Annotated in this window: 17 protein-coding genes; 11 read left to right on the plus strand and 6 right to left on the minus strand. The window is 44.6% G+C overall.

The features are described from left to right. Positions 1-107 precede the first annotated feature (107 nt). On the minus strand, positions 108-1,508 hold the full coding sequence (locus tag NIES208_RS04505) for an efflux RND transporter periplasmic adaptor subunit (protein WP_075890156.1): 1,401 nt from the start codon (positions 1,506-1,508) through the stop codon (positions 108-110). Positions 1,509-1,641: 133 nt separating this feature from the next. Between NIES208_RS04505 and NIES208_RS04510 the strand changes: the two genes are divergently transcribed. Then, a complete protein-coding gene (locus NIES208_RS04510) occupies positions 1,642-2,271 on the plus strand; it encodes a DedA family protein (protein ID WP_075890305.1) in 630 nt (209 codons plus the stop codon). A gap of 186 nt (positions 2,272-2,457) precedes the next feature. Here NIES208_RS04510 and NIES208_RS04515 read toward each other — a convergent pair whose 3' ends face one another. Then, entirely contained in the window at positions 2,458-3,111 is a 654-nt protein-coding gene (locus NIES208_RS04515; RefSeq protein ID WP_075890158.1) for a cofactor assembly of complex C subunit B, read from the minus strand. Between the two features lie 289 nt (positions 3,112-3,400). Further along, positions 3,401-4,534, minus strand: a complete 1,134-nt coding sequence (locus NIES208_RS04520) for a site-2 protease family protein (RefSeq protein ID WP_075890160.1) — start codon at positions 4,532-4,534, stop codon at positions 3,401-3,403. Between the two features lie 290 nt (positions 4,535-4,824). On the opposite strand from NIES208_RS04520, the gene NIES208_RS04525 reads away from it, so the two are divergent. Further along, on the plus strand, positions 4,825-5,154 hold the full coding sequence (locus tag NIES208_RS04525; RefSeq protein WP_225875249.1) for a hypothetical protein: 330 nt from the start codon (positions 4,825-4,827) through the stop codon (positions 5,152-5,154). A 63-nt stretch (positions 5,155-5,217) separates the two neighbouring features. After that, the gene (locus tag NIES208_RS04530) at positions 5,218-5,982 is read left to right on the plus strand and encodes a class I SAM-dependent methyltransferase (protein ID WP_075890164.1); all 765 of its coding nucleotides are present in this window, start codon (positions 5,218-5,220) and stop codon (positions 5,980-5,982) included. 90 nt (positions 5,983-6,072) lie between these two features. On the opposite strand, the gene NIES208_RS04535 is transcribed toward NIES208_RS04530, so the two are convergent. Further along, on the minus strand, positions 6,073-6,426 hold the full coding sequence (locus NIES208_RS04535) for a c-type cytochrome (RefSeq protein WP_075890166.1): 354 nt from the start codon (positions 6,424-6,426) through the stop codon (positions 6,073-6,075). Between the two features lie 147 nt (positions 6,427-6,573). On the opposite strand from NIES208_RS04535, the gene NIES208_RS04540 reads away from it, so the two are divergent. Together NIES208_RS04540 and NIES208_RS19500 are read left to right on the plus strand one after the other, a co-directional pair. Next, a complete protein-coding gene (locus NIES208_RS04540) occupies positions 6,574-7,560 on the plus strand; it encodes an ABC transporter ATP-binding protein (RefSeq protein WP_075890168.1) in 987 nt (328 codons plus the stop codon). Between the two features lie 498 nt (positions 7,561-8,058). Then, positions 8,059-8,598 carry a DUF5666 domain-containing protein gene (locus NIES208_RS19500; protein WP_216349358.1) on the plus strand — a complete coding sequence of 180 codons (540 nt, stop codon included), beginning with the start codon at positions 8,059-8,061 and terminating at the stop codon, positions 8,596-8,598. 302 nt (positions 8,599-8,900) lie between these two features. On the opposite strand, the gene NIES208_RS04555 is transcribed toward NIES208_RS19500, so the two are convergent. Then, positions 8,901-9,383 (minus strand): anthrone oxygenase family protein, encoded by a 483-nt coding sequence (locus NIES208_RS04555; RefSeq protein WP_075890172.1) that lies wholly within the window; start codon positions 9,381-9,383, stop codon positions 8,901-8,903. A 49-nt stretch (positions 9,384-9,432) separates the two neighbouring features. Further along, entirely contained in the window at positions 9,433-10,062 is a 630-nt protein-coding gene (locus tag NIES208_RS04560; RefSeq protein ID WP_075890174.1) for an NAD(P)-dependent oxidoreductase, read from the minus strand. Between the two features lie 111 nt (positions 10,063-10,173). Here NIES208_RS04560 and NIES208_RS04565 point away from each other — a divergent pair, with 111 nt between their 5' ends. The 6 genes from NIES208_RS04565 to NIES208_RS04590 all read left to right on the plus strand — a co-directional run bounded on the left by NIES208_RS04565 (position 10,174) and on the right by NIES208_RS04590 (position 14,712). Then, the gene (locus NIES208_RS04565) at positions 10,174-11,106 is read left to right on the plus strand and encodes a helix-turn-helix transcriptional regulator (protein ID WP_075890309.1); all 933 of its coding nucleotides are present in this window, start codon (positions 10,174-10,176) and stop codon (positions 11,104-11,106) included. An 84-nt stretch (positions 11,107-11,190) separates the two neighbouring features. Then, on the plus strand, positions 11,191-11,940 hold the full coding sequence (locus NIES208_RS04570) for a DNA cytosine methyltransferase (protein ID WP_075890176.1): 750 nt from the start codon (positions 11,191-11,193) through the stop codon (positions 11,938-11,940). Continuing rightward, positions 11,930-12,349 carry a DNA cytosine methyltransferase gene (locus tag NIES208_RS04575; protein WP_075890178.1) on the plus strand — a complete coding sequence of 140 codons (420 nt, stop codon included), beginning with the start codon at positions 11,930-11,932 and terminating at the stop codon, positions 12,347-12,349. The genes NIES208_RS04570 and NIES208_RS04575 overlap by 11 nt, the downstream gene beginning before the upstream one ends. Beyond that, on the plus strand, positions 12,339-13,289 hold the full coding sequence (locus NIES208_RS04580; RefSeq protein WP_075890180.1) for an AvaI/BsoBI family type II restriction endonuclease: 951 nt from the start codon (positions 12,339-12,341) through the stop codon (positions 13,287-13,289). Before NIES208_RS04575 ends, NIES208_RS04580 begins: the two co-directional genes overlap by 11 nt. A 117-nt stretch (positions 13,290-13,406) precedes the next feature. Continuing rightward, on the plus strand, positions 13,407-13,922 hold the full coding sequence (locus NIES208_RS04585) for a P-loop NTPase family protein (RefSeq protein ID WP_075890182.1): 516 nt from the start codon (positions 13,407-13,409) through the stop codon (positions 13,920-13,922). 22 nt (positions 13,923-13,944) lie between these two features. Then, entirely contained in the window at positions 13,945-14,712 is a 768-nt protein-coding gene (locus NIES208_RS04590) for an SDR family oxidoreductase (protein ID WP_075890311.1), read from the plus strand. Positions 14,713-14,757 lie beyond the last annotated feature (45 nt).

The following is a 14,757-nucleotide window of genomic DNA, read 5'->3' on the forward strand; positions in this document are numbered from 1 at the left end:
CTAGCAAGCTTCAATATGAACTTTTGGTGATTTTATGACTCTCTTGATATGAGTTTTATGAGTATTTTTCTTCAACGTTAACGATAGTTAAAAGGGTGTTTTTACCATTAACCAATGGGTGCGACAACCTCGACGAGATCACCATCTTTGACATAGGCTGCACCGTCGAGAACAAGGCGATCGCCGCGATTGAGACCACTAATAATTTCCACTTGATCGTTATTTAGCAGTTCACCAAGTTCTACTGTTTTCGCTGTTACCGTATTGTCTGCATTCAAAACGAATAAAGTTGCGGTTTCTCCATCTTCGGGAATGACAGCGGCAGTCGGCACAGCAAAACCACTGTTTTGGTCAGTCATAATTTCAGCGCGTAGCAGCATCCCCGGCTTGAGGTTGCTGTCGGCGGCGAGGCTAATTTTTAAGGTGGCTTGGCGAGATTGGGGGTCAATAGTCGGAATGATTTCGGCAATTTCACCCGTAAATTGCAGACTCGGATTGCTATCGGCTGTGAGATTCACGCTTTGCCCCTGTTGCACTTCGCTTAACTGGGTTTCAGGGATTTTAGCTTGTAGTTCTAACTGGCCATTTTCAACGATGGAAAATAAGGGTTCAGCGCTACTGGTCAGGTCGCCGACTTGGGCGAATTTTTCAATGATTTTGCCGGAGCGGGGCGCAAGGATTTGTGTCTCCTGGAGACGGGTTGTCACAAGGTTGACTTGGGCTTCGGCTTGTTTGAGTTGGGCTTGGGCTTGCTGCAATACTTCACGACGAGTACCCCGCTTTAGTTCTAGGAGACGTTGTTCTGCTTCCCGTAAACTGGCTTGGCTCTGGTTGAGGCTAGCTTGGGCTGAGTCACGGCGAGCACGGGTTTCGTCTAGGGTATCGGCGGCGATCGCCCCAGAATTTAAAAGCTCTTGATTGCGGTCGAGGCGTTGCTGGGCGAGGTCAAAATCAGCTTCTGCACGGGCAATGGCAGCTTTTGCTTGGGTGATTTGTTCTTCGGCGCGGGCGATTTCTTCCGGTCTTGCACCGACCGCTAATTCTGCTAAACGGGCAGCCGCTTGGCTCTCTTGGGCTTTTGCCTGTAATAGTTCGGCGCGGAGTGCCTCATTATTGAGTTGCGCTAATACCTGTCCCGCCTTAACAAAATCGCCTTCGTCCACCAGAAGATTAGTGATTTGTAACCCGGAACGTCGCGAGGAAACAGAAATTAGATCGGCAGCAGTAACAGTGCCCACCACTTCAATGGTTTTGGCGATCGCCTGCGGTTCAATCTCAACGACGGTAACAGCACGACTCGGTTGCTGGGGGACAACGGCCTCCTCGGTGGGAGTAGCAGGATTAGAATCCTCACCATCGGAACCGCCCACTCTGCCAATAAGACCGCTAACAATAACACCAATCACAATGCCGAGAACAATGCCTTTCCAGCCAAAGCCCCGCCGTTTCGGAGGGGAAGTTGGTTGCTCAGGTTCGGTAGAATTCGGTCGAGGAGCGAGCTGAGTCACGGCAGTAAGTACTTTTTGTTACATTGCGTAATATTTATCTTATGAAATTTTGAGGCAATTTGGTGGGATCTTTTCAGAAAAGCGGGGATCAGCTACCCCATAATGTATAGAAGCAATGCCGACAGAAGTTTCCATGACCCTCGATTTTTTTTCCCTAGAGTCGCTACAAATTTTCATTGATGAATATGGCTACTGGTCTGTTTTCGTTGGAATTGGCCTCGAAAATACCGGCATTCCCCTACCGGGAGAGGCCTTAACCCTCATCGGTGGCTTCCTGGCGGGCAGTGGCGAGCTGAAATATCAGTGGGTGCTAATCGGGGCGATCGCCGGATCCTTCGTGGGAAATAATATTGGCTATTTCATCGGCAAATGGGGAGGGTTACCATTACTACGTCGGGTCGCCCACATTTTTCGCATTGACGATCAGCAAATTGACGATGCCCGGGCAAAATTCCTGAAGAATGCCCCCAAGGCCGTGTTTTTTGGTAGATTTGTGACATTTTTTCGAATTTTTGCCGCCCCCCTCGCCGGTATTGTTGAAATGCCCTTTGCACTTTTTGCCGCTTGTAATTTGGCAGGCGCGATCGTTTGGGGCGGTTTTACCGTCACCTTACCCTTTATCCTCGGTCGGATGTTTCCGTTGTCTGAAGTCCTGAAAATCATGACCAAATTTGGGGTGGGTATTTTTGGGATTTTGGCTCTCTGGGTGGCGATCGCCTTTTGGTTGGAGCGCCGTAAATCTAGTGACCAGCAGGCAACTTAACCTGAGTTTTACTTAAAAATATTCGGAAATATGACGCGGCGAATAAGAGATCGGGAGATGTTTCTATGCAAAAAATCCTAGCTTTCAAAAAATGCAAATTTTCGTTGCTTCCCCGTGTCTCTCCCTCTCCGTGTCTCCCTTTCCCTAAAGAATGTCGGCTAAATTCCCATCCATAACTGACGTTTTTTAAGCAGAGGGTAGGGTAATTTCCGCCAAGGTCATAGACAATTTTTCAGCAATGCCTGCAACCCACTGTTCAGATTGTTTAGTATAGCTGCGAGGGATATTTGTGCCGACCACGAGCAACCCTTTTTTATCAATGGGCTGACAAATAATACCCTGAGTATTTTCCGGCAAATAGTCAAATTCAACACGTCCGGGATAAAGTTTTAGGGTCACGAGGTAAACCGCCTTTTGCTTTTCCAAAACTCGCTCAGCAATTGTGCCCACATTAAAGTCTTTTTTCTCTGGCAAAATACCGCGCCGCAACAGAACCTTGCCGTCGTAGTAAACAACAACAGACTTACTCACAGTGGTTGTTAACAAAATATGGGATGCCCAGGCTAACTCTGCGGCGATCGCCTCTGGTAAATGTTCTGCGAGCTGGAAATCTTCTTTTCCCTCTAAGACCACCGCTTCAGGAGGTTTCGGCTGAATTTGCTCCCAAAGTAATGTCACCAAAATTAAAATGGCGCTGAGTATTGTCCCCACCACATCGGAACGCGCTTGAGAATCCGTCAGAGCAGGCGTTAGCAAACGGTTGACCATTAACATTGACCCACCGATGACACCGACCCACAGGGGCAAATATTTGAAAGGACTGGTGGATTGTTCAGACATAGTGGCTAGAGATAAAGGCGAGTCTTTTTAGCTTGGGATTAAATTGAGTCGAAAGTCAACGTTTTATCGTCCTTCCACAGGACTATGAAACAACGAGAAAACTCAAGTCCCCCTTACCAAGGGGGATTTAGGGGGATTTTATGTTTCAGGCTCAATCCTAAAAACCATATCTTGAGCGATTAATTTTAATGATTCTTTTTTGCAAACAAAAAAATAACCCACAACCAGTTGGTCATAGGTCATTTTTGTTTATTCAGCTAGGCAATCTTTAAATCACGCGTAAAAACTGTTACGCAGATTGCATTTGAGCTTTGTCGCGCTTTTGAAGCAAGTTAATAATGTTTGATTTCTCAAGGAGACCTACCAGCTTACCGTTGTCGCGGATCACGGCGATCGCCTGAATCCCCTGCTTTTCCAGATGACCAATTACATTGAGGAGAGACTGGTCAGATTCAACCTTGTTCTCTTCAGAAATGGGCGAGATAAAGTTACGGACAATTTCATTAGACCATTCAGTAGAAGGTACTGCCTGTAAAACATTGAGACGAATACTACCGAGCAAATTATCATCCTCATCCTTAACGAGGAAACGTTGCCACTGGCTCTTCTCTTTAGTCAAAATTGCCATATCTGCAAATTCGCGGAGCGTGACATTCGCATCGACAACGGGACTTTCCTTTACAACCGCATCAGCCGCAGTTAAGCCAGAGAGAGCCTCTTGCAAGGTTGCAGACTGGGCGGAGCGACCAGCATTTTGCAGCAAGAACCAACCAATAAGCAACGTCCAGAAACTACCAATATTCGATAGACCAAGTACAGCGAGGATACCGAAGATAATCGCAGTCCAACCAATAAATTGACCAACGCGACTTGCCCACAGGGTTCCTTTAAAGCGATTTCCTGTTACTTTCCAGACAATGGCTCGTAGAACGTTACCACCGTCAAGGGGTAGACCCGGAATCATATTGAACGTCGCTAAGATTAAGTTGATGTAGGCTAACAAGCCGGCGATCGCCGCCGCAGGGCCAGTCACAATCCCACTAGCTGCCACGAGAAATAAGCCAATAAACAAGGCCAAACTTACTAAGGGGCCGGCAACAGCAATCCAAAACGCGCCGCTAGGAGACTTTGCTTCATCGTCGAGGCTAGCAAGTCCACCAAACAGGAATAAAGTAATGGAGTTGACGTTAATACCCCGTTGAATCGCGGCAAAACTATGACCCAGTTCGTGCAACAGTACCGAGGCAAACATCAGTAGGCCTGCCACCAGTCCAAGGATCAAGGCACTATTACCAAGATAAGGAAACTGAGATGCCAAACCTGTCCCAAAATTTAGGGTCACTAGGGCAAGGACAATAAACCACGAAATATTTAAGAAGAAGGGAATACCAAATAAATTCCCAACGCGAAAATTCCCATTCATAAAAGAACCTTTTATAACTTAAACAATGAAGCTCAAAAAATTAACTATCGACACCACTCAAAAACCTTTAAGCCTGTTTTTCTCACATCTCTATTGTAACGAACGACAAACAAAGAGAAACCTGTTTACTGTAGTACTAACCCCCATTTTGGGGTTCGGTCATCGTAAATCTATCCTTGGGGCGATCGCCGATTGCTAATATTATTTTTTTTAAGATAAAGAAATGACAAAACTAAAGAAATAAAAACAGCCTTTGCTCGATCTAATACACTAAAACTCAAAGATTTTTTATGACAATAGAAATGCTAGAATTTTCCCAATTTGAAGCAGGTTATATCATTTCCCAAAAAGAACTAGAAGCAACCGTTGGTTATCGCTATGCCGACAACCCAGAATATTTTGAATATTACCGAGCTGATGTATATCGTTTAGTACAGCAAGCCCTAGACAAAATCGTTCCCCATCTCAATCTCAAAGTGTATCCAGCCTTGGATTTTAAAGGTTTCGTTGTCCTTGACCCGCAAAATTTAACCCCAGAAGATCTCAAGCTCTACCACGAACAGCGCAACGATCTTCTACGCATCCAAGCTCGCCAAGACATTAAACGCTCAGAACTTTGAGGGAGCTATGTACCGCAATCCTAGACTTTAATTTACCCAACCAAAACCACCCGATAATTTCCGATGACCCAATTATGGCGCGCCGAAGAATATGCCGACAAAGCAGCTTTTGTGTCAGAGCTTGGTTCGCCAGTTTTAGGGTTACTGGATGCCCAGCAAGGCGAGAGAATCTTAGATTTAGGCTGTGGTGATGGCACCCTAGGGCGAAAAATCCAACAAAAAGGTGCGGAGGTTATGGCCGTTGATGCCAGTGCAAGTATGGTCGCAGCCGCACAACAACAGGGGTTAAAGGCAGCCGTTATCAATGGGGAAACTTTAGCTTTTGAGGCGGAGTTTGATGCGGTCTTTAGCAATGCGGCGCTCCACTGGATGCCGGACTATCCATCGGTCATTGCTGGTGTTTACCGAGCTCTTAAGCCAACTGGTCGCTTTGTTGGGGAGTTTGGTGGGGAGGGTAATATCCAGTGTTTATTGGCGGCGATCGCCGCCACCTTTACCGAACATCCAGACTGGGGAGAGTGGCAAAATCCTTGGTATTTTCCAGCCCCTAAACAGTATGCCCAAGCCCTGACGGCTGGTGGATTTCACGTTGAATATATCGAGCTGATACCAAGACCAACGCCCCTCGCAGCAGGTATACAGGCTTGGCTAAACATCTTTGCCCAACAGGCGATCGCCACCCTGCCCCTAGAGCAACAACAACTTTTCCTCAATAAAGTGACGGAAAAAGTAAAACCCCACCTGTATACAGATGAGACTGGCTGGGTCGCAGACTACATGCGCCTACGCTTCGTTGCAACCAAAGTGACCAAAGTCTTTTTTCGTTAACATAAGAAATCAGCCCCCAATACACATTGAGAGCCGGTTGGAAAAATATTTTTTATCACAAAATAATTACTCGCGAAAAACACACAAGATTTACCACTTGTTGCCTTCAGCTTGGTCAGCAACATAAGCTGCCACATTCGCAATTTGCTCTTCGCTAAGGCGACCGCCAAAAGCAGGCATTGCACCTTGACCATTAATCACTTGATAAGCAACTGCTTCCTCAAGGGACTTAGAGCCATCCTTATAACCAGCAAGATAAGTCTTAAGATCAGCTTCCTTAAGAGTCTTAGGGGGCATTACTGCATTATTACCACCAATGTGGCAAGCATTACAGTTAGCAGCAAAAACTTGAGCACCAGCAGCAGCGTCAGCGGCAAATGCAGAAGTACTGAAAGTAAAGACGGAGACGAGTACAGTTAAAGCAATAGCTAGTAATTTTTTCAAAGGAGTTTCCTCTTAAAGCTCTCAACAAAAGAATTTGGTTAAAAGTTAATATAATCAACCAGTGAATATTTTAGCGGTGTTACTGCCCTGTTCAAACGCTTCTGCCAAATTGATAAAAATTGTTTCAATTCGTCACAAAATCTTTCTATGCAGACTGAATCCCCAACCCAAGATGCTACAGCTATCCTCAAAACGTGGCACATTAGCAAAATTTATCGCACGGGCTTTTGGCTCAATAAAACGAGTCAATCTCTAAGTCAATGTTCTTTAGAGGTGATGCCGGGGGAGACGTTTGGATTATTAGGCCCCAATGGTGCGGGGAAAACAACGCTCCTTAAAATTTTATTGGGCATTATCCGCAAAAGTGGCGGGCAGGCAACATTGCTTGGTAAACCGATCGGCGATCGCCAAACCAGAGAAAAAATTGGCTATTTACCAGAAAACGCTTATTTCTACGATTATTTAACAGCTTGGGAATTTTTAGATTTCACCGGGTCACTATTTCAAATCCCGAAACAACGTCGCCAAAGACGCATTAAAACACTTCTTGATACAGTTGGTTTGGCGCAGGAAGTCGCGAAAAAACGACAAATGCGTAAATACTCGAAGGGCATGCTCCAGCGCGTGGGCATGGCACAGGCTCTCATTAATGATCCAGATTTGGTTTTTCTAGACGAACCGATGTCTGGTCTCGATCCGCTAGGACGCTATCAAGTGCGGGAAATTATTTTGTCGCTGAAAGAACAGGGCAAAACGATTTTTTTCAACTCTCACATTCTCACCGATGTCGAACAAATCTGCGATCGCCTCGCCATTTTATCTAAGGGCGAAATTATTTGTACCGGTACACTCAATGATTTATTAGGGTCAGAAGATAATTATCAAGCAGTCGTTCGGGGTGGCGATCAGACACAACTTAAGAAATGGCTACCTGATTTACAGAGACATGATGGCAAATGGTATGGCCACCTTGTGGGCGATCAACAGGCATTTTTGGCCTCCCTCAATCTCATGGGGGCAAAGCTCATCGATCTCAAGCTAGCGCGACCCACCCTAGAAGAGTTTTTTATTGAAAAAATCCGTGAACATGACCCCAATGCCCATGTAGAGGAAAACCTCGGGGCGATCGCCTAAAATCAAACACTGATCCGACACAAGCCTTCACCCAAACATGTCACCTTAGCAAATAAACCAGCGATACAAAATAGCATTTTAGAATAAACCCATCTTGCCTTAAATTTCCACGACCGGCAGAGCAGAAGGATCACCCCCATTTCCACTAAAAAATATCCACTAAGCACCCATGTTAAATGGAGATTTTCGCCCATGATTAATCGCTACCAGGAGAGCTATTGCATGGCACAAAAAAGAGATAACCAAGACCTATAAAATTAGTACAAAGACATTGGGATTCAAAATTGAAGATTTTTCAAAAGGTTTCATTTACTTCCCTCGAATTTTACAAATTCTTGACTTTTTAGCCCTAAACTCATTAGCTTTGACCCCAAAAAGATATCAACCTTTTTTGACACTTCAAAGACATACCATAGACTATTTTTTTACACTCAATAAAACCAAAAATTATGATACATTAAACAAACTTGATTTCTTTAGAAAATGGAGATCTCAATCATGAAACCAAGTGTCATAGGATTCACCCTGCTTCTAGCCGGAATCCTCACCCATGGATGCACCATTGCGAAAGCTCAAAACACCACCTTTTCCGGTAGAATCCAGCGAGTTTGGGAAGATGGATTTCAATTAGATACTGGCAGTCGCTCCATCAATGTTGACTCAGATGATATCTGCGGAGACCACACAGCCCACCATATTTCAGAAGGCCAACAAGTCACTGTATCTGGGGAATTTGATGGAGGAGAATTCTACGCTTTCTCCATTCAAGATACTCAGGGAAAAGCCCTTGATGGATGCGCCATTACAAAGGTTCAAAACACCACCTTTTCCGGTAGAATCCAGCGAGTTTGGGAAGATGGATTTCAATTAGATACTGGCAGTCGCTCCATCAATGTTGACTCAGATGATATCTGCGGAGACCACACAGCCCACCATATTTCAGAAAGCCAACAAGTCACTGTATCTGGGGAATTTGATGGAGGAGAGTTTGACGCTTTCTCCATTCAAGATACTCAGGGAAAAGCCCTTTGTCGATAGAAATTTTAGAAAACTAAAAACTTGATGTAACGATTTTTTCTAGGGAAATTAGTCTCTTCATGGGGCTGAATTCTCTTTTTTTATTGCTCTAGAATTAATAATCTAGGCTAACAAGATCAGTACAAAGGCTTTGGAGTTTAAAGGTTGGGGATTTTTTAAAGGGTTTTGTTTGCTTTCCTAGAATTTCATAAATCTCCGATTTTTTAGCCCTAAACTGATTGGCTTTGATTCTGGTTTTAATGGCCATCAAACTAATAAATTCCCAAACTTTGATTCATAGAGTAGCAAACGCAAAGTGACGATTATCGGGCGATCGCAAAGCAGATAGAGGCCAGCATTCCGGCAATGGTGCGCACATGATTCCACAATGTCCAATTTTTGAGAAAGCGCGTCCAAAGTGTAAAGCTTTCATTGCTATTGGGATTGACGACAGCGAGAGCGTCATTTAGCGGAATATTTCCGGCAATGGTTACGCCAATGGTGCCAATGAGATAGAGCAAACTGCCCATCAATAAGTAGCTGGAACTTGGATGGCTCCAATCTCGGAGGGCGGCGATCGCCAAAATAATTGACGCAATTGCAGGTAAAAAAAACGCTGCCATAAATAACGGATTAATTACCGTAATGTTGATCGATTGCATGGTTGCAATACCGGATGCAGAGGGTTGTTCACCGAGGGCTGCCATCACAAAGGTGGAGAAGGCGTAGAAAATACCGCCACTAACCGCACAGCCTACCGCCGCGAAAAGGATGAGGGGCGATCGCCAAGTTTGAAAGAGTTCCATAATATTCCTCGAAAATAATGTGATCTAAAAATTGTGTAAATGCTTGGTTTTAGTAAGACAAGCCCGGCGTTTTGCCGATGTAGAGCGTATTGGTGAGCTGCTGCAAAAGGAAATCTGCCACATCTGCCGTGGAGATTTTGAGCGTGATAGTGCGATCATCTGTGGGAAAACCATGGCGATAATTTCCCGTGCGATCGCCATCGATAAAAGCGCTGGGACGCACAATTGTCCAATCAAGCGGACTCTGCGCCACAAGCTCTTCTTGAACGAGATGATCCGCAAAAACCTTACGGAGAAGGAAGCCAAACATGACATATTTCCAGTAGAAATCGAGATTATTCCAGCTTTCACCCGCCCCGAGCGTGGACTGACAAATGAGGCGACGCACCCCAGTTTTTTCCATCGCTTGGATAATATTGCGAGTGCCTTCCGAGCGCACATTGCCAGACAATTTTTTGCCCGAACCCAGCACACAAACCACCGCATCTTGTCCGGCGATCGCCTGCTCAACAGTGGGAAAATCCATCACATCCCCCGCAAAAAGTTGCAAGTTTTCTTGGCGGAGATTGAGCTTTTCAGGATGGCGGGAAAACGCCGTAACTTGATGACCTTCCTCTAATGCTTGGGTGACGACCTTACAACCCACTGTACCTGTTGCGCCGAAAATAACGAGTTTCATTTGTGTTTACCTGTCGTTGAACTTGACACTTTCAGATTAGGCAAAACAATTGTTTGAAACTTGCAGATTCTTGTGGAACTATCACGATCTTGCGACAAGTTTTTTGCTGCGGTGGCATGCAAACATCGAGAAGCCCTTTACAATCGAGGCAAGACGAACGGCATTGGTGCAATGAATAGTCCTTCTTCCGAGCCAGACCAAGGCAATTTTTTCTTCCATTCATCCGACGAAACCCAGAGCTGGCAAAACATCCAGCTTTCTCATATGCGCCATCCCGCCGGAGAATGCGACTCAACCGCGCCGAATGATCACATTCTCTCTCTATCACTAGCGCCCCGCCCTGTGCATCTATTGCAAAAACAAGACGACAAAACCTATACGGGAATGTATGGCAAAGGCGACATGGTTATCACCCCAGCCCAATCTCGATTTTTTGCGCGCTGGGAAACCGACGATCATCTTTTGCAAATTCGTCTCAGCGATCAATTTCTTCGCACTGTCGCCACAGAAAGCCTCAATACTGACCCAGATCGTATTTCCCTCATCACAGAATTTCGGACACGCAATACCCAAGTAGAGGCGATCGCCATGATGTTGCTAGCCGAATTAGAACAAAATCAGCCCAGTAGCCAACTGTATATTGACTCCCTCGCCAATATTTTCACCGTCAACTTACTGCGTCAATACACAACGAAAAAGCCCAAAATAAAAACCTATGAAGGCGGTTTACCTCCCCACCAACTGAGCCAAATTTTGGACTATATCGATAGCTCACTAGAACAAGATATTAAGCTAGCCGATCTCGCTCAACTATTAGATATGAGCCAATTTCATTTTGGTCGTTTGTTCAAACAATCTATTGGGCGATCGCCCTATCAATACCTCATTCAACAGCGAGTCGAACGGGCAAAAAGACTATTAAAAAATACCGATTATTTAATTACAGATATCGCCCTAGAGTGCGGCTTCAATAGCCATAGTCACCTAACCAATAAATTCCGAAAAATGACAGGAATGACCCCAAAGGCTTTTCGAGTGAACTAAAACAGTAGGTAAAAGCTTGATTCCCTTAAATAGTATTTACTACAATCCGACGAACAACCCAACCACTCAGTAACCTCCTGTTTAATGAAAGAAAAAAAACTGATAAGCCTATTCTCCGGAGCTGGTGGCATGGACATAGGATTTCATGCTGCTGGCTTCAGGACGGCTGTGGCTGTGGAACAAGACCCATCTTGCTGTAACACCTTGCGGCTAAATATGCCTAATACTCCAGTCATTGAAGGGGATATCACATCAATTACAACACGAACAATTCTAGAGGCTGCAAAGGTAAAGCCCCTTGAAATTGATTTGGTTATCGGAGGTCCTCCCTGTCAAAGTTTTAGTCTCGCAGGGAAACGTATGGGAATGGATGATCCAAGGGGAATGCTGGTACTCGAATTCTTGCGTGTGGTGAGAGAGGCACTACCGAAGTGTTTTGTTATGGAAAATGTCAAAGGCATGATCAACTGGTCTAAGGGTAAAGCTCTTGAGGCGATCATGGCAGAAGCATCGCAACCAATAAAATATGATGGAATGGAATATGAATACTCAGTCTCATATCATGTCCTGAACGCTGCTGATTTTGGCGCGCCACAATTTAGGGAAAGAGTCTTTGTTGTAGGTAATCGTTTAGGTAAGGTATTTCATTTTCCTGAACCGACTCATGGGTCTAGCGAGCAAGTGAGGCAGACAGATCTCTTTGGGAAACAGCGAAAACCTTACAAAACTGTTCAAGACGCTATAGGTTGTCTTCCTGCTGCAAATCCCCCATCTGCAACAGCACTCAGAGTTTCACAAACGATAAAAGATAGAATTAAGAATCATGGATATTAAAGATACGAATATAAAAAACCATGAGCAAACAGCCCATGCACCTTCTACGCTAGAAAAAATTCGTAAAGTCAAACAAGGCGGCAAACTATCAGATCAGACAAAGACATTTGGTTCAACGTATCGCAGGCTAGACCCGAACAAACCATCACCAACAGTCACGCGCAGTGGTTATCGAGATTTTATTCATCCTTGTGAAGATCGAATGCTAACAGTGCGTGAACTGGCCTGTCTACAAACATTTCCCTTGGATTGGGAATTTACAGGCACTCGACTTGATTCATACAGTAGCAAACGCAAAGTGACGATGACTCAGTTTGGACAAGTGGGGAATGCAGTACCGCCATTACTCGCTGAAGCTGTTGCTAAGGCAGTCAGTAAACAGCTATTAGAAGCAACCAATGAAGAATAATCAGTTTGTCAGTAACTCTGATGACCTTGTCACCACAAGAGATGCTCGCAGAAGCGGTTTCCTAGAATATGCCCTTCGCCGAAACAAAGAATCCCTGCCATTTATCGATAAAGCAAAAGCTCTGCGAGTATCCCTTGAGAACGAAACAAAATGTGCGGAAGATATTCTACAGCTTGCTGACCTCAGAGATACACTCATTGAAGCAGCGGGTGTATCTGTAAAAGCAAAAGCTCATCTTGATGACACAGATAAAACTGAAATTCTTGCAGGCTTTGTTAAAGAGGTGCTTGCGCCCTGTGGCAATAAGTATATCGATGAGCTTATTTATCGCTACTTACTGACACTTGGGGATGCTCTCGGTGGCAGAATGCGAAACATTGTTGGTTCGATAGCAGAGGAAAAGTTCGTCAGATTTATTATTGCCCAACTACGGATACATAATATTGAATTTGAGTTATTCCCAAAACGGTCAAAGTGGATTTCCAGCACGGATTATGTAGCTGGGATGGCTGCACGAACGAAAGCCTTAAGGTGGACAAAAAATACATCGCATAGATCTATGATTTTCAATATCAATGTCCCGCAGGTCAAAAAGAATATTGATATTGTGTTATTAGACGACAAGATTGACGGAGTTACTTCCTCTATTTTGGCTAATACCCTTAATGATGCGCAGAATTATCTTGCTATCGGTGAATTAAAGGGAGGAATAGATCCAGCTGGAGCAGATGAGCATTGGAAAACAGCAAATACAGCTCTTGGCAGAGTAAGAGACTCTTTCAAGACTAAAGTCCAGCTGTTTTTTATCGGAGCTGCGATAGAAAATAGTATGTCGTCAGAAATTTATGGACAGTGCCAAAAAGGTGAACTTAGTAATGCGGCAAATCTCACCGTCGATAACCAATTGTCTGCTCTGTGTGAGTGGTTAATAACTCAATAGTAATCAAAATTTTGTCGCCTTTATAGAATCTAGCTGCCTCACTAATCAAATACTCATTGAACTCCCATTTTTTTGATGCCTACTTAATCCGTTATTTCCCCAGAAAAGTTTATTGAGATGAAAAGAGTTGCAGTTTTTGGCAATACTGGTGGCGGAAAATCAACACTTAGTAGACAGATTGCCGCAGCCTCAGGTTTGCCACTACATATTTTAGACAAAGTCCAGTTTCAGCCTGGCGGTATTCCAGTTCCACCCGAAGAATTCCAGCAAGCACATCAAGAAATTCTCGATAGTGAAACATGGGTGATTGATGGCTTTGGCAACCTCAAAATGCTTTGGCAACGGCTCGATATTGCCGACACTTTGGTCTATATAGATTTACCGATCTACATTCATTTTTGGTGGGTAACGAAGCGGTTTATCACGGGCTATTTCAATCCACCTGAAGGTTGGCCAGAGAATAGTCCTCTCTGGAAAAGTTCGATGAATAGCTATAAAGTGCTTTACCTCTGCGAAAAACATCTCGCCCCTAAATATCGAGAATATGTGGAGAAAGCGAAACAGACTAAAGAAGTTCATCATCTGCGATCGCCCAAAGAGATCGCGAAATTTATAGAATCTATAGACAATTAATACTCGGTGATAAAAATATATGGTGACTTCTCTTAAGGTTTTAGTAACTGGTGCGACAGGACGGACTGGTTCCCTTGTGTTACAAAAATTGCAAGCGTTACCGGAGCAATTTACGGCGAAAGGTTTTGGGCGATCGCCGCAAAAAGCCAAAGAACTCTTTGGTTCTACGGAAAATTTTTATTTTGGCAGCATCCTCAACCCCACTGATCTTGAAATGGCAATGATAGATTGTGATGCCTTAGTTATTTTGACGAGCGCCACGCCACAAATGAAAGCGCCACCCCAACCCGGACAACGCCCGGAATTTGCTTTTCCCGATGGTGAAATGCCAGAACAAATCGACTATCACGGTCAGGTAAATCAGATTAATGCGGCGAAAAAAGCGGGTGCGAAACACATCATTATCGTTGGCTCCATGGGCGGCACCGACGAAAATCATTTCCTCAATACCCTCGGCAATGGCAATATTTTGATCTGGAAGCGCAAGGCAGAACAATATCTCATCGACTCCGGCATTGACTACACCATCATTCGGGCAGGCGGTTTGCTGAACGAAGCAGGTGGCAAGCGAGAACTCGTTGTCAGCAAAAATGATGTGCTGCTCAACGATACGCCGGCAGATGTGACCACAGCGATTCCCCGCGCAGATGTGGCAGAGGTTGTTGTCCAAGCTTTACAGGAAGCCAATGCCCGTAATAAAGCCTTTGATGTGGTGTCAAAACCAGAAGGAACAGCACCAATTACCAATGATTTTGCTGCACTCTTTGCCCAGACCACACCGGGTTTATAAGCAGAAAAAATAAGGGCGGCGATCGCCCCAACAAATAGCTAATAT

The sequence above is a fragment of the [Limnothrix rosea] IAM M-220 genome (genome assembly GCF_001904615.1).
Taxonomy (GTDB): domain Bacteria; phylum Cyanobacteriota; class Cyanobacteriia; order Cyanobacteriales; family MRBY01; genus MRBY01.

What these genes read in the sequence shown, in the direction of transcription:
- NIES208_RS04585 (WP_075890182.1), top strand. Translation starts at nt 13,407, where the DNA reads ATGAAAAGAGTTGCAGTTTTTGGCAATACTGGTGGCGGAAAATCAACA.
- NIES208_RS04540 (WP_075890168.1), top strand. Translation starts at nt 6,574, where the DNA reads ATGCAGACTGAATCCCCAACCCAAGATGCTACAGCTATCCTCAAAACG.
- NIES208_RS04520 (WP_075890160.1), bottom strand. Translation starts at nt 4,534, where the DNA reads ATGAATGGGAATTTTCGCGTTGGGAATTTATTTGGTATTCCCTTCTTC.
- NIES208_RS04525 (WP_225875249.1), top strand. Translation starts at nt 4,825, where the DNA reads ATGACAATAGAAATGCTAGAATTTTCCCAATTTGAAGCAGGTTATATC.
- NIES208_RS04570 (WP_075890176.1), top strand. Translation starts at nt 11,191, where the DNA reads ATGAAAGAAAAAAAACTGATAAGCCTATTCTCCGGAGCTGGTGGCATG.
- NIES208_RS04530 (WP_075890164.1), top strand. Translation starts at nt 5,218, where the DNA reads ATGACCCAATTATGGCGCGCCGAAGAATATGCCGACAAAGCAGCTTTT.
- NIES208_RS04510 (WP_075890305.1), top strand. Translation starts at nt 1,642, where the DNA reads ATGACCCTCGATTTTTTTTCCCTAGAGTCGCTACAAATTTTCATTGAT.
- NIES208_RS04555 (WP_075890172.1), bottom strand. Translation starts at nt 9,383, where the DNA reads ATGGAACTCTTTCAAACTTGGCGATCGCCCCTCATCCTTTTCGCGGCG.
- NIES208_RS04575 (WP_075890178.1), top strand. Translation starts at nt 11,930, where the DNA reads ATGGATATTAAAGATACGAATATAAAAAACCATGAGCAAACAGCCCAT.
- NIES208_RS04515 (WP_075890158.1), bottom strand. Translation starts at nt 3,111, where the DNA reads ATGTCTGAACAATCCACCAGTCCTTTCAAATATTTGCCCCTGTGGGTC.
- NIES208_RS04560 (WP_075890174.1), bottom strand. Translation starts at nt 10,062, where the DNA reads ATGAAACTCGTTATTTTCGGCGCAACAGGTACAGTGGGTTGTAAGGTC.
- NIES208_RS04580 (WP_075890180.1), top strand. Translation starts at nt 12,339, where the DNA reads ATGAAGAATAATCAGTTTGTCAGTAACTCTGATGACCTTGTCACCACA.
- NIES208_RS19500 (WP_216349358.1), top strand. Translation starts at nt 8,059, where the DNA reads ATGAAACCAAGTGTCATAGGATTCACCCTGCTTCTAGCCGGAATCCTC.